Annotated in this window: 14 protein-coding genes; 3 read left to right on the top strand and 11 right to left on the bottom strand. The window is 49.9% G+C overall.

What is annotated here, in order from left to right; all coding sequences use genetic code 11:
• Positions 1–219 precede the first annotated feature (219 nt).
• Together HZA03_09265 and HZA03_09260 are read left to right on the top strand one after the other, a co-directional pair.
• On the top strand, positions 220–876 hold the full coding sequence (locus HZA03_09265; GenBank protein ID MBI5638143.1) for a hypothetical protein: 657 nt from the start codon (positions 220–222) through the stop codon (positions 874–876).
• 140 nt (positions 877–1,016) lie between these two features.
• Positions 1,017–1,364 carry an iron-sulfur cluster assembly accessory protein gene (locus tag HZA03_09260; GenBank protein ID MBI5638142.1) on the top strand — a complete coding sequence of 116 codons (348 nt, stop codon included), beginning with the start codon at positions 1,017–1,019 and terminating at the stop codon, positions 1,362–1,364.
• Between the two features lie 116 nt (positions 1,365–1,480).
• Here the strand turns inward: HZA03_09260 and HZA03_09255 are convergent, their stop codons facing one another.
• The 11 genes from HZA03_09255 to HZA03_09205 form a co-directional block, all read right to left on the bottom strand.
• Complete coding sequence (locus tag HZA03_09255) at positions 1,481–2,176, bottom strand: DUF2461 domain-containing protein (GenBank protein ID MBI5638141.1); 696 nt, start codon at positions 2,174–2,176, stop codon at positions 1,481–1,483.
• The gene (locus HZA03_09250) at positions 2,177–2,614 is read right to left on the bottom strand and encodes a nuclear transport factor 2 family protein (GenBank protein MBI5638140.1); all 438 of its coding nucleotides are present in this window, start codon (positions 2,612–2,614) and stop codon (positions 2,177–2,179) included. It abuts the gene before it with no gap.
• A 122-nt stretch (positions 2,615–2,736) separates the two neighbouring features.
• Positions 2,737–4,155, bottom strand: coding sequence for an aminodeoxychorismate synthase component I (pabB, locus tag HZA03_09245; GenBank protein MBI5638139.1), 1,419 nt, complete (start codon positions 4,153–4,155; stop codon positions 2,737–2,739).
• Positions 4,156–4,159: 4 nt separating this feature from the next.
• A complete protein-coding gene (locus tag HZA03_09240) occupies positions 4,160–4,738 on the bottom strand; it encodes an aminodeoxychorismate/anthranilate synthase component II (protein ID MBI5638138.1) in 579 nt (192 codons plus the stop codon).
• A 29-nt stretch (positions 4,739–4,767) separates the two neighbouring features.
• Positions 4,768–5,928, bottom strand: a complete 1,161-nt coding sequence (locus tag HZA03_09235) for a DUF362 domain-containing protein (protein MBI5638137.1) — start codon at positions 5,926–5,928, stop codon at positions 4,768–4,770.
• A 17-nt stretch (positions 5,929–5,945) separates the two neighbouring features.
• Positions 5,946–6,986: a hypothetical protein gene (locus tag HZA03_09230; protein ID MBI5638136.1), complete on the bottom strand. Its 1,041-nt coding sequence runs from the start codon at positions 6,984–6,986 to the stop codon at positions 5,946–5,948.
• Positions 6,976–7,317: a hypothetical protein gene (locus HZA03_09225; protein MBI5638135.1), complete on the bottom strand. Its 342-nt coding sequence runs from the start codon at positions 7,315–7,317 to the stop codon at positions 6,976–6,978. The genes HZA03_09230 and HZA03_09225 overlap by 11 nt, the downstream gene beginning before the upstream one ends.
• Entirely contained in the window at positions 7,304–7,582 is a 279-nt protein-coding gene (locus HZA03_09220; GenBank protein ID MBI5638134.1) for an acyl carrier protein, read from the bottom strand. Before HZA03_09220 ends, HZA03_09225 begins: the two co-directional genes overlap by 14 nt.
• Positions 7,575–9,467, bottom strand: a complete 1,893-nt coding sequence (locus tag HZA03_09215) for a hypothetical protein (protein MBI5638133.1) — start codon at positions 9,465–9,467, stop codon at positions 7,575–7,577. Before HZA03_09215 ends, HZA03_09220 begins: the two co-directional genes overlap by 8 nt.
• 3 nt (positions 9,468–9,470) lie before the next feature.
• Positions 9,471–10,763, bottom strand: coding sequence for a coproporphyrinogen III oxidase family protein (locus tag HZA03_09210; protein ID MBI5638132.1), 1,293 nt, complete (start codon positions 10,761–10,763; stop codon positions 9,471–9,473).
• 14 nt (positions 10,764–10,777) lie between these two features.
• Positions 10,778–12,349 carry an acyl--CoA ligase gene (locus tag HZA03_09205; protein MBI5638131.1) on the bottom strand — a complete coding sequence of 524 codons (1,572 nt, stop codon included), beginning with the start codon at positions 12,347–12,349 and terminating at the stop codon, positions 10,778–10,780.
• 205 nt (positions 12,350–12,554) lie between these two features.
• Between HZA03_09205 and HZA03_09200 the strand changes: the two genes are divergently transcribed.
• Complete coding sequence (locus HZA03_09200) at positions 12,555–13,526, top strand: PEP/pyruvate-binding domain-containing protein (protein ID MBI5638130.1); 972 nt, start codon at positions 12,555–12,557, stop codon at positions 13,524–13,526.
• The last annotated feature ends 106 nt before the right edge of the window (positions 13,527–13,632 follow it).

The raw sequence follows: 13,632 nt of genomic DNA, 5'->3' as shown, positions 1-13,632 counted from the left end.
GCCGATATTGGAGCGGCAAGGCGGGGTATTGCTCGGCGGTTACGGGGGATGTCCGGCTGTTGACCGGCAAAGAGCCAACCCCATTCGAAAGTTTTGCGCGCGACTGCGCCGCCGGGATTTGAAATATGCGCGGGGGGAGGTTTGCGCTTTCCCCCCGCCGCTTTATAATACAGGCATGGGAAACGGCGTTACGAACATCACAGGCGGGAGCCACTAAGCGTGGCGCTCGTCATCGAAAGCCTCCAACGCCCCATCGTGCTGAACAACATCCCGTTCACCATCGAGGAGGAGCGGGTGCTACGCGAACTGCGCATCTCGAAGATCAGCTCGCTCAAGGAGATGCCGGAGCAAAACATCGCCCGCTACATAAAAAAGGCGATAGACACCGGCTACGGACTCATCGAGCCGAAGGCAATCTACCGCACCTACCGCCTGATACAGGAAGAGGGAAAACCGCCCGCCGTGGAAGGAGTACCGGGACTATTCTTCGGCAAAAAAGTGGTGGAGATGCTCCTCCCTTGCCACTATGTGACGCTGCTCCTCACCACCATCGGCCCAAAACTCCCCGCGATGTCCGACGCCATCATCAAAACAGAACCGACCGACGGTTTCTACCTCGAATATGTGGGGGGATGGATGGCCGATTACATGGCCGACCGCGTGGAAGACCGCGTGCAAACGGAGTGTGCCAAGATGGGCTACTCCCTCACATTCCGCTACGCCCCCGGCTACGGCGACTGGACGCTGGACGCGCAGCCGATGATCATGAAAATGCTGGAATCGGAAAAAATCGGCGTCCGGCTGAACGAGGCGAATATTATGATCCCGCGTAAATCCGTCTCCGCCGCGCTCGGGTGGATTCCAAAAAAGGAATAGCGCCGAATCCCAAAGGGTCTTTTGCGGCTCTATGCAGTGATAAAACAATACGCCCCTTGGGTAAAAACCGGCTTTTTGGCAGATTTCATGCTAAAATATGGAAAATTGCACATAAACGAGTATTAAATGGGAGTCATCATATGGTGAACGTTACCGCCAGCGCGGCTGAACAGATCAAGAAATCACAGATTGTCGCCAAGTGCGAAGGGCTTCCGCTCAGGATCGCCGTGGTCGGCGGCGGCTGCTCCGGTTTCGAATACGGCCTCGGCTTCGACGAAAAGGGGGATGAAGATACGGAATTCACCTGCAACGGCATCCCCGTGATCATCGATCCGAAGACCATCAAAAATATTAAAGGCCTTGAACTGGACTATGTGGACGACCAGCAGGGCGCGTCCTTCGTTTTCCGCAATCCGAACGCCCCCAGCGGCGGACACGGTCATGGCGGCGGTGGAGGCTGCGGCTGCGGCGGCAGCTCCAGCTGCTGATTTTTCCCCGCGGCTCCCGGTGCGCATAAAGCGTCGCCGGGAGATCATCCTGGAACCCAGCGAAATTGCATTTCCCATCGCGGCACGGCTGGATGTTTTTTATCGTGTCCGGCGGCTCATTCCACCTCTTCAGTGACTTTCCTTAAATAGTGGTAAAAAGGGCCAAGCAGGCTGAACCCGCCCTTCAGATCCGCCACCAGTTTCCGGCTAAAAATACTTCCTTCCATTTTCCTGTTGCAGACGAGATAAAGATTCTTTCTCTGGTACCAATCCAATAGTTCCGGGGGAATGGTTTCACTTAACAACCTCTTGTATTTCTCCCCTTCCACGGCAAAGGCATTCTGCTTGGAGTAAAATGCGGTTGCCTTTAAAAAACCTGCCGGGTCATCGTTGATTGCCCACCTTAGCCCGTCCATGGTGCCTTTTTCCGCGCTGTAAAACCCCATGCCGTAACGGTAGGATTCCTCCGATATCTCAAAAAAATACGCGGGCGCGCTAACCCAATTCTTGCGCGGCCTTTTATAGGTAATCCACATCGTGGTCTTATAGGGAGACTTGTCCCGCGAAAATCTTGTATCCCGGTAGATTCTGGATATTGTTTTGTTCACCGCTGGAGTTACCTCCATGTGCGAATCTATGGAGAGCATAAATGGCGCCAAATCCGACGCCAATTCAGTAAGCGGCTTTATAAGGACATCCTGATAGCGCGCCTTGTTTGACTCGAACCAACCCTTGTTGTTGTTTCGCTTAAGGTCATGAAGGAAGCGGCTGGTTTCCCTCGAAAAACCTTGAAAGCCTCCCGTATCGTCCAATTAAGCGCCCGCTCCGCTAACAGGGTACGCTGAAAAATTATCCGCGACCACCCACCATTTACCGTCTTCATTGGAAAGCACGAACATATCGCGCCCGCCCATTTCCACTTCTTGACCACCCATCTCAAACGCCATGTCAAAATAATAAGTGACTATGGCGAACTTTCCGTTTCCATAAATTTGTATGTTTGGCCGCAGTTCCTCCCATCTATGGATTTTCGCGCTCTCGGCAAATGTCTTCCACGACGCCACGCAAACATCTCCACCCTCAAGGCAAAAACGGTCTGTGGGGGTTATAGCCACCATATTCTTGTGAAAATAGCCCTTAAGCGCATCGGGGTTCCCCTCCTTGGTCCAAGTGCGGTTAAGCGATTGGACTACTTCCCATATCTCCTTTTCCTGCTGAGTCATTCCCATGATATGTCCCTCATTTTTCATAAAATATTTCCCGTTTATAACCGGACAATCACTCCACTTATCAACTTGGCATTATTATACTGCGCACTTTATCAATTCGGCATTATTATACTACTCGCTGGATTAATGATTTTTTCCAGCGGCTATCCCCCCGCAAGCGCCTTGAAAAGGTTTTTTGCCTTTAGAATTGATTCGTGATATTCGTCCTCGGCCGTGGAGTCCGCAACAATTCCTCCACCGGCCTGGATGTATCCCGTTTGACCTGTGATGATAATCGTCCGTATCACAATATTCAGGTCCGCGTTTCCATTAAAGCCGAGGTAACCTATACTGCCGGTGTAAACGCCCCTGGCGACCGGCTCCAGTTCGTCTATGATTTCCATCGCCCTTATTTTTGGCGCTCCGGTAATCGATCCCCCGGGGAACGTCGCCCTTAACAGGTCTACCGGGCTTTTGCCTTCCAACAGCTCGCCCGTTATGGTCGCCACAAGATGATGCACGGAGGCGTAGGTCTCCAGTTCCGGGAAAGCCTTGACTTTTACCGTACCCGGCTTGCATACACGCCCGAGGTCATTCCGCAGCAAGTCCACGATCATTGCCAATTCCGCCCGGTTCTTCTGGCAGTTTTTAAGGGTCTCCATATTTTGCGCGTCTTCGCTTGGATCCGCTCCTCTCCCAATGGTGCCCTTAATCGGCCGGGTTTCAACCTCGCCATCCACAACCTTAAAAAACCTTTCCGGCGAAGATGAAGCGACGCAGACGTCCTCAAAATTTAAATAACACGCGAACGGCGCCGGATTTACCCGCATAAGCATTTTGTATATCCACCAGTTGCCTTTGCTTCCAACGCTGAACTTAAACCTTTGCGTCAGGTTGACCTGATATACGTCGCCCGCCAGGATGTACTCTTTCACCCGGTTTATCGCGCGCATGTATTCATCCTTGGTAAAATCGCTTGTAACTTCGCCAGCGGCAGGCCCGTTGTTTTCAGCTGAATGTTGCATGCTGGACTCATATATCCCGGCGGGAATGGCTGCAACCTCATCGAGCAAGCGTTCCACCGCGGACGCCGGAGGCGCGTTTTCTTCAAAAGCGCAATGGGACAATGATATTTTGTTTTTGCCGCCGTCATATATAAACACGGTGTCATAAAAGCAGACATAACATTCCGGAACCGGCGGCTCACCTTTTTTACGCTCCGGCAGTTTTTCTATTTGCCCGCCCAGCTCATACGCAAAATAACCAATGGCGCCGCCGAGGAAGTTCGAAGTTTCTTTGCCGAAGGACGGGTCAATTTTATATTTTGCCAATAATCCGCTTAAAACATCGAAGGGATTACCTGTCTCGTGTTCGGCCTGTCCGCCGCGTCCATAGATGGTGACTTTGTTCCCCTTTGACCTGAAAACAAGAAAGGGGTCAAAGGCTATATAAGAGTATTTTCCATTGATCTCCCCCTGTATCCTGCTGTCGAGGAAAATAAAGTGGGGTCTATCGGAGAAGTACTCCGCAATGTCGTGGAACCCGGGACTGGCGCCAAGGGACATGATTTGCGGTTTTATCATCGGCTTATGCCACCGTGCAACTCATGCTAAAATAATTTTGCAGCATTTCTTTGCCATATTCCGTCATGAAGGATTCCGGATGGAACTGAACGCCCTCTATTGGGCGGCTCTTGTGCCTTATCCCCATAACCACGCCGTCATCGGTCCATGCGGTGATCTCAATATCTTTTGATATCCTGGCCGCATCAGCCACCAGGGAATGGTAACGCGCCACCGATAATCTTTTTGGCAAGCCCCTGTATATGTGTTTTTGGTCATTATTAATAACGGAGACCTTGCCATGAAATACCTTTTTATCCCTGACCGTAATGCCGCCAAAGACCTCATTAATGCACTGGTGGCCGAGACATACGCCTAAAATATTTACCTCCTCCCCAAATCGTTCTATGATTTTTTTGGACATGCCCGCGTCCTTGGGTTCCTTGGGTCCCGGGGAAATCACAATATATTTCGGCTCCATATCCTCAATATCACGAATGGTAATATTATCGTTCCTGAAAACCTTAACCTCCGAGACCATTTCCATAATATATTGGTACAAATTATATGTAAATGAATCATAGTTGTCTATTATAATTGCCAGGTCCCTTCCACTATCCATAGCGTTATTCCTCATGAACGGGCCCGCAGTCTTTTAAGTTCCGAATAAAACCTGCTCGTGGAAGCGTCAACGGCGCCGTGCGGACATAACTCAAGGCAACACAGGCATTGGATGCATTGAGCCTCGTTTATTTGAAGGCGCTTGCCAGCCGCCTGCCCGATTGCTTCCACAGGGCAATTTTTGAAACACAGGAAACAGTCCTTACATTTGTCCGGCTGGATTCGTATCTTGAACCGTGCGATGTTGAATAGTTTTTCCACGACCTTCGAGTTTTTATAGCGCATCGTGCTTGGAATCTTAAAATCCCGGAGATATGCATCCTCCAACCTGCCGATACCGCTTAAATACACATTGCGCGGGTTCATGCTTCCAAGCCCCTTTTCCCTGGCGGAGATGTTTGTTGCAATGTCGTTAGGGTCCACGCCAATAACTCTTGAGCAGATCGAATCCAGCAAAACCCCGTCACTGCTCGCCATTAGCAGGCCCACCTTCCTCTTCACCCCCCCCGTGCCTGGCCCGTTACCCTCAAGCCCTTCAACGGCATCCATTATCGTTACCTCGGGAATCCTCTTGGAATACACATCCGCAATGATCCTTGAAAACTCGCGTACCCCCGGCGCAAAACCATGCAGCCTGAGTTTTGACCGCCCGGGTATGATTCCGTATATGTTTTTAACGGCGCCGGTAAACCCCATCAGGGCGTGCGTCTTGAACTTTGGAATGTTTATGACTAAATCGGCGCTTAAATACTCCCTGGATATGTAGTAATCGGCCGTATTTCCATTAAGCTCAAATGTTTCTTTCCTGAATCCTTTTTTGTCAAGAATGCTTTTCCCGCAACCAAGCCTTTCGACAATTGCATTCATGCCCGCAACTTCCCAAATCCTGCTTATGTGACGTTGATCGAACTTGCCAATGGGGTTGTCTCCTATCGACACGTTGGCTCCGCACTCCATGGCGATCCTGGCGGCCTGCTCAATCACCGTTGGGTGTGTCGTTATCGCCATTTCGGGAGGATGGGCAAGGCAGAGATTGGGCTTAATCAATACTTCCATTCCCGGTTTAATCCACTTTTCCGCGCCACCGATGTATCCAAAAAACTCCAAAAGCAATTTGTAGATGGCATCGCCATCGTATGAATCGCACTTGGCTATGTAAATATCGGAATCCATTAACGCCATCCTGTTCCTTAAATCGTGAGCATCGCCAGCCTGTGAACCTGCTCTTCCGGCAGCCGGCTTATTCTGCGCGGGTTGATTTCCCCCGCGAGGATTTTTTCCCTTACCGGGAGCGGAAGCCTCCAGTCCTTTCCGCGCATCTCCCGTAAAGGCCTTTTCCTGAACCAGAATATCTCCGCGTATTTGATGATTTTTTCATTGAAGGTCATTTGCTCAACCCTATCCGTGATCTCGGATATCGCCCGTCCAATATCCTTCACAAGCTCCTTTATCCGGCCGGCGCTTTCGATTTTTCCGTCCACCTCGATGTAGTATCCGTTAAGGTTGTCCACCAAACTCCCGCCGTCGTGATAAAGGTGATTCAAAGCGTCTATGCTTTGTTTTATGTTCTCGCTATAGAGGCTGACCACCTTTATGGTCTTGCACGGCAAAAGAGCAATGCCCGGCCAGATGTCCGATGGGTGCAGATTCAGATATTCCTTGATGATAATGTTCGATCTTCCGTCTTTGTGGGAATAGGGGCCATGTATCTCTTTTGTGACATCATGCGCCCTGAAAAAAATCGCCTCTGTATATGCCCAAATCATTCCGCAAAATCTGTGTAACAGCCGGGAATCATCGCGGGTGCAGGTCTTGCCATCCAATCTGTCGATAACCGCCGCCAACTGGGCGTCGTTGTAAATTATGTTCCTGCCGTCCTCATTAAACTCAGACCCCTGTTTCAGGACACTGACAAAGGATAGAAGTTCCAACGTGACCGCCTTTTGTTGATCAAGGGGGTATTTGTTCCTCCTCATGCTATAAATGGCCGAGTCTATGATTCTGTATATTCTGGCCGGGTTGTAAAAGCCGCCGGCGATATCCTTCGCCGAACAGCCTTGTGCTTTTAGTGCATTAATATCTTCCAATAATTCCTCGCCGAACTCCTTTAAGAAAAGGTGGAAAACGGAATTGAGCTTTACCGGCCAGTCGTTGTAATCGACGAAGCCCCAGGCAAATGCGAGCGATTTTCTGTAAAGCGTAAGTCTTTCCTCGCCGGTTCTAGGCTTCATATACCGCCCCGTCACTGGCGTCCAGGGTCACGGTGCAAGCCGTCTCAAGCAGCGTAATGGCTCCCTTTGCCTGTGTTATGCAGGGAATGCCCATTTCCATCGCCACGATGCAAAGGTGCGACAGCCTGCCACCTTCCTCGCAAATAAGACCGCCGGCTTTCATGACTCCGATCGCGTAATTCGGATGGCTTCTGGGGACAACCAGAATGTCCCCTTCGTTCACAAGGGCGGACATTTTATGGTCCTTTATTACCCTGACGGTTCCGGTTATCGTTCCGCGGCTGACCGGCAACCCCTCCAGTATCTTTTTTTTAATTTCAGATTTTTTCATAAGAACCGCCGGTCTGCGCGCCAATGTATTCGACTAAATCAGAAAATCGGTCGAATATGTCCAGGGTGATTTCTTCGGTGTTTATGCATACCTTGAATTTGTTTTCGATTGCCACTACGAGCTCCAATATCTGAATGGAATCCAAACAGACGTCGCTCAACAATGAAGTGTCGTCCTTAATGTCCGACGTATCCAGTTGCAACGACATTTGATCTTTGGAGCAGAGTATGTCCAACAGCGCTTTCCTTATTTCTTCCCTATCCATTTCCGCCTCCTTGATTTAGTTTTTCGATTAGATAGTTGCCGATTACAAGGGCATCCAAGTTTGTGCCAAGAAAACACCGCACCGCGTCCTCCGGACTGCACACGATAGGTTCGCCCATAACATTGAACGACGTATTTAAAATAATGGGCAGTCCGGCATGTCTTTCAAAGCTGCATAGTAATTTCCAAAACATCGGATTATCTTCTTCCTTGACGGTCTGGATCCTCGCCGTGCCGTCACAGTGGGTAACAGCGGGTATAAGGTTTTTTTTATCTTCCTTGACCGGCACAACGAAAAGCATATAGGGGGATTCATCCAACCGTTCCATTTCAAAGTACGTTTCTGCGCTTTCCAGCTTTACCGCCGGCGCAAACGGCCTGAACATCTCTCTCTTTTTGATTTTCGCGTTGACAATATCTTTCATACCCGGACTCCTCGGGTCCGCCAGAATGCTCCTGTTCCCCAATGCCCTGGGGCCGAATTCCATCCGGCCCTGGAACCACCCGATCACCTTTTGCCGCGCCAGGAGTTTTGCGGCTTCGTTTTCCACGCATTCCTTTTTGCAAGAACTGATTGCCCCCCCAAACTTGTTTATGGCCATGGATACTTCGCCATCCGAATATTCAGGCCCCAGGTAAACCGAGGCGACTTTCTTCTTCCCGCCGCCAGGATTCATTTTGTTGTAATAAAAGTATTGTGCCGCGCCCAAACTGCACCCGTCATCACCGCTTGCGGGAAAGACATAAATATTTTCAAACAGGCCTGATTTGACGAGCATTCCGTTCATTGCGCAATTGAGGGCAACGCCCCCTGAAAGGCAGAGGTTTTTGAAACCATGCTTCACTTTCAGATATGCAAGCTTGTGAAGGACGGCTTCCTCCAACGCATGCTGCAATGAAGCGGCGACATCTTTCTCCCTTCGTGTGATTTCACCGTGTGCTTCCCTTGGCTTGCCGAACATTTCCTCGATGACGCTTTTAAAATCCTCCCGTATGAGGGCTGACGTATCGTAGGCGCCGTCATTTCCAATTTTTATAAGGCTCCGGAATTCCTTTTCATAATTCTTTGAATCTCCATATGACGCCAAACCCATCACCTTGTACTCGTCGCTGAGGGGCTTGAAGCCGAGGAACGCGGTGATTAACATGTATAAAATGCCTAGCGACGTGGGTATTTCCGTTTCCTCCATCACATCCAATTTGTTTCCATGCCCGATGGCGAAAACAGAACTGGCCACCTCTCCATACCCGTCCAAAGTGAGAATGCCGCAATCATCAAAGCCTGAAGAGTAAAATGCCGACGCGGCATGCGCATAATGGTGGGGTATGAACTTTACCTTTTCACGTCCCCACTCATGCGCCGTCACCCTTACGAGTTCGCCGTAAACCCGCGCACTGGAGAATTCCTTTTCATAACTGAGCCTGTTGGCTTGTATCACTTTCTCTTTTACGCGTTCCGGCAGGCATCTCGACAATATTTCGATCTTTCTATTGAATACTTCTTCCGACACATCAAGGAAATAGCAGATGTAATCCACGTCACGCATCGAAGCGCCGCCTTGCTTTAAGCAGAACTCCATTGATCTTTTAGGGAGCATATTGCTCCCGGCCGGGGAGACGGAATGCTTCATCCTGTTGAACCTCTCTTCGGCGGCGGATGCGACCGCCGTGCCCCCGCGAATCAAAGAGGCCGCACAATCGTGCCCCAACCCTTTTAGCGGAAAATAATTCATCGGCACATCCTCCGCGTCATTCCCGAAGGAGAGGAAGCTGTCAAAATGCCGGTTGCCGTTCCTGGGCGCTTTCTTTAAAACAAAAAGTTTTTTCCTGTTTTCCTGGCTCTCGCGGCTGGAGCCGGAATACCCCATGACAAGCGCGCTGGACATCCCCTATGCCCTCGCAAGGTGGGCAAGCATCATGGTCTCGTGTTCGGGGAGGAAGAATTTCCTGCTTATATCGTCGGCGAATATGTAATATTCCCTGGGTACTTTTAGCGAGTCCCGCGTCAACTGTAAAAACCCCTTTTCCTCCAGAAGACCGATGGTATCTCCGTACAGGACTGTCATGTCAAAGCCAAACCGGTCTATGAAGCCCTGCCTGCTCATTTCTAGGCTTTTGACCCCGTAAACCATCGCCGACGCTATTTCATCGCGCATCGAAATGAAATATGCCCTTTTGATGGGGAGTCTTTGCGAGCTAACGGCCTGAAGATAATCCTTCATGTTCCATGCGTTCTGATATAGGTGCCGGTTAAAACATGAATGCGAGGACAACCCAAAACCAATCATGTCATCCCCTTCCCAAATCCCCTTGCGGTGTAAATGCTCCTGCCGGCGGCTCTTTGCCAGGTTGAAGCAACTGGTCACGGTATACCGGCCTTCGTCCTGAAGCCTGTCATAGGCGTATTTGATAAGCTCGATCTCCTCGCGGTTCGACATAAGGGGGGTATCGTGAATGTTTTTCCGCGTCTTCTCGAACAGCTTCGTGTTGTAGTAAAGCTCGATCTTGTAAAACGCTATATTTTCCGGCGCAAGTTCAATGAGCTTGTCTATGACCGCGCGCCAATTCCCGCTTGTCTCGCCAATCATCCCGGACATGATGTCTATGTTCCTTACTTCGATGCCCGAGTCTTTCGCCATCCCATAAATCCGGTAAAACTCGTCTAAATTGTTGTATCTGCCGTTAAGCCGCAAGACCGCCTCGTTGAAATTTTGCACGCCGAAGCTTATCCGCCGGACATTAAGGGCTTTTAGAAGATCGAACTTTTCTTTCGTCGCGGTTTCTTTGTCCGGATTGGATTCAACACAAAACTCATAATCATCATTAAAATCAAAGCTTCCCTTGATATGGTGCGTCAAATCCTCCAATTGCGCGCACGAGAGAAGGGTTGGGGTGCCGCCACCGAAATATAGCGACCTCACCTTCTTGCTTTGCACCTCCGCCATTTGGCTATAAATGGATACCTCCCTTTTCAGGGCCGCCAGGTATGCCTTGACGGTCTCATCAGTGAACTCGTCAAAGGACTTGAAATAGCAATACCCGCACTTGTTTTTGCAAAACGGCAGATGCACATAAACGTGCATTCCCTCTTTTTTGAAAATACCGTTTACGGCCTTTGAATTTATCAGGTTGAATGGCGGGTACTGATTTATGAAGTCGTCCCTGTCTAACTTTATTTCCATCGTCCCCACTCCCCTCAGCCGGCCAAATACTTTCTTAATATTTTCCCGGTGGGACTTTTTGGCAACTCATCCACAAACCGGATATTTTGGGGAACCTTGTAGTCCGCCAATCTTTCTTTGCAAAACAAGATTATTTCCATGGGCGCGGGCTTGCCGATTGCGACAACATAGGCCTGCACGGCCTCGCCGCAATGCGGCTCGGCGACCCCCACAACCGCACATTCACTTACGGCATCGTGCAGCATCAATACCTTTTCCACTTCGAAGGGATCCACTTTCAAACCAGCCACGTTTATAAACGCGCTTTTTCTTCCCGTGACATACAAGTTCCCGTCATCGCTTAAATAGCCGATGTCATTCGTGTGATACCACCCGTTGCTAAACGCCTTATGGCCCGGCTCATCGTGGTCAAGGTAGCCTTTTGCCGCCCCTTCGCTTTTCACCTTGATTTCGCCCGCCGTGCCGCGCTTAACTTCGTTTCCTTCTTCATCCACGACCTCAATGACCCTCCCCTCAACTGGTTGGCCGGCGGAGTTGACGTCGCTAAAACCGTCTTTGTATAGATTGACGGATATGACCCCGGTTTCAGTCGAGCCGTAAAGCTGGTTTATCCTGCGGCCAAATCTTGCCTCATAGTTATTGGCGGTCTCTTCGGATATTTTGGCCCCCGCGGAGAAGCAGTATCTTAGTGAAGAAAAATCAGGCGCCCGGTTCAAATAGGTTAGGCATAGAAGCTGGTACATGAACGGCACCCCTATAAAAATAGTGGCCTTGGTTTTCTCGACAAGGGTTATAAAGTCATTGGGGATGAACTTATCCATCAACACAAGCTTGGCGCCTGAGTGGAAACTGGATAAAAAACCGTCGATCAAGCCATACGAATGGAAAAGCGGGGCCGGACAAATGACCACATCGTTCCCGCCCAGGGATATCGTCCTTGAAAAGTTCATAACTTCATCGGCCACATTCCCATAGGTCTTCGGCACAATCTTGGATTTTCCGTTTACCCCGGAAGTAAATTTCAAAACAAATTCCTTGTCGAGCCAGTTGTCACCGGCGGCGCTGGCGCCATCTTCCCCGGGGTTGTTCATCCGCCATATTTGCAGGCCGCCCCAGGAAAAACCGTCTTCCGCGTGTACAAGCACTTTTTCAAGCGGCAATGATTGGACGGCATTTGCGTGTTTTTCGTCCGATATCAGAAATCGCACATGCGTCCTTTCAAAGTAATCTTGCAACTCGCGGGGCTTGAAATATGTGCTGAAAAGAACAGCGCTTGATTTGTTTTTCGACAGCGCCAGAAGAGAGGTTACAAACTCCGGCCCGTTGCCCAAGAACATGCCAGCCCGTACCCCTTCGTCAATTCCCAGGGTTCTGAGAATATGCGCGAGTTTAAAGGTTCTTTTCTCGATTTCTTCAAAGCTTATTGAATCGCGGCCGGACAAAACCGCGAACCCCCTGGAGCCGTTTTCGCGGAATTCATAAAAATCACTTTTGGCCGTCATGACTTCGCCTTGTGCCATCAGATACCCGTACTTGGCGGTGTACGCCCCGCCAATTGAGGAAACCGCATCACCCGCATCCTTCACACCCCCGCAGATCAAACCTTTAGGTTTGCTTTTTTTTACTATTTATATAGTATATGGTATCCTGAATAGCGTCAATTGTTTTTTACGGGCGGTATTTTTTGTGGGCGGCCAAGCGCACCGCCAAAGCATACCGTGTCTCTATATGACATGAGCTTGAAACAACGTTCCCGAACAAACATATTTCCGCCGAAAGCCTGAGATCAAAATGAGCAACGATGTAATTCCCCTTAATATGCTTAATCCAAGCATAGCCACTGCGGGCGGCAAGGGGGCGTCTTTGGGAATATTGACGCATGAAAATATTCCGGTGCCTGATGGTTTTGTAATTCTATCGACGGCATATAACCGCTTTTTGGAATCAACCGGGATCAAGGAAAAGCTGCTGAAATTGCTGGCGGGCATTGACATTAAGAACCCGCAACGGGTGGAAGCGGTTTCGGGCGAGGTATCGGGCCTTATTATCAACGCCGAACTGCCCGCCGATTTGTCAACGGACATCCTTATGGCCCTCACCCGATTGGAAACCGCACTGGTGGCCGTCAGAAGTTCGGCAATCGCCGAAGATTCATCGCGGGCTTCCTGGGCCGGAGAATTTGAAAGCTACATAAATACCCCGGAGAGAATGCTGCTGAAAAACATAAAAAAGTGCTGGGCTTCGTTGTTTAATCCGCGCGCCATCCACTATTCCCTCCATAACGGATTTCCTTTGTGCGGCCCATCGATAGCCGTGGTCGTTCAAAAGATGATCCAACCTGACATTGCCGGGGTCTGCTTTACGGCCAATCCCATCACCAAAAACCGCGGACAGATGTTGATTGACGCCGGGTATGGCTTGGGGAAAGCGGTTGTCGAAGGATTGATAACCCCGGATTCATATACGGCCGACAAAAAAGAATGGAGAATAGTGGATAAACAAATAAGCCATCAGGCTTCGATGTTGATAAACGGCGCGAAGGGCGGAACCAGGGAAAAACAAGTTCCAAAAAGCCGGCGGGACAAACAAAAACTGACAGACCATCAAATAGCCGGCCTTTTAAAACTTTGTTTAAAAATTGAAGATGTTTTCGGGACACCGCAAGACATAGAGTGGGCTTGCGAAAATCAGGCATTCAGCATTCTGCAATCAAGACCTATTGTCAGCATGGTTACTAAGGAAGTCGTTAGTAAGGCGACATGATTATGCGGCATAACGTACATTCGGCTCGTCAAAGAACGAGCGTACCTTTTTCTGGTTGCGCTGTAGCGATTTCAAATGACCATGAGCCTTCTTCCTCAGATCGTCC

The organism is Nitrospinota bacterium (genome assembly GCA_016217735.1).
GTDB lineage: Bacteria > Nitrospinota_A > UBA7883 > JACRGQ01 > JACRGQ01 > JACRGQ01.
This window is presented reverse-complemented; position numbering and strand designations above follow the sequence as displayed.

What these genes read in the sequence shown, in the direction of transcription:
- HZA03_09260 (MBI5638142.1), top strand. Translation starts at nt 1,017, where the DNA reads ATGGTGAACGTTACCGCCAGCGCGGCTGAACAGATCAAGAAATCACAG.
- HZA03_09250 (MBI5638140.1), bottom strand. Translation starts at nt 2,614, where the DNA reads ATGAAAAATGAGGGACATATCATGGGAATGACTCAGCAGGAAAAGGAG.
- pabB (MBI5638139.1), bottom strand. Translation starts at nt 4,155, where the DNA reads ATGATAAAACCGCAAATCATGTCCCTTGGCGCCAGTCCCGGGTTCCAC.
- HZA03_09235 (MBI5638137.1), bottom strand. Translation starts at nt 5,928, where the DNA reads ATGGATTCCGATATTTACATAGCCAAGTGCGATTCATACGATGGCGAT.
- HZA03_09230 (MBI5638136.1), bottom strand. Translation starts at nt 6,986, where the DNA reads ATGAAGCCTAGAACCGGCGAGGAAAGACTTACGCTTTACAGAAAATCG.
- HZA03_09225 (MBI5638135.1), bottom strand. Translation starts at nt 7,317, where the DNA reads ATGAAAAAATCTGAAATTAAAAAAAAGATACTGGAGGGGTTGCCGGTC.
- HZA03_09220 (MBI5638134.1), bottom strand. Translation starts at nt 7,582, where the DNA reads ATGGATAGGGAAGAAATAAGGAAAGCGCTGTTGGACATACTCTGCTCC.
- HZA03_09215 (MBI5638133.1), bottom strand. Translation starts at nt 9,467, where the DNA reads ATGTCCAGCGCGCTTGTCATGGGGTATTCCGGCTCCAGCCGCGAGAGC.
- HZA03_09210 (MBI5638132.1), bottom strand. Translation starts at nt 10,763, where the DNA reads ATGGAAATAAAGTTAGACAGGGACGACTTCATAAATCAGTACCCGCCA.
- HZA03_09200 (MBI5638130.1), top strand. Translation starts at nt 12,555, where the DNA reads ATGAGCAACGATGTAATTCCCCTTAATATGCTTAATCCAAGCATAGCC.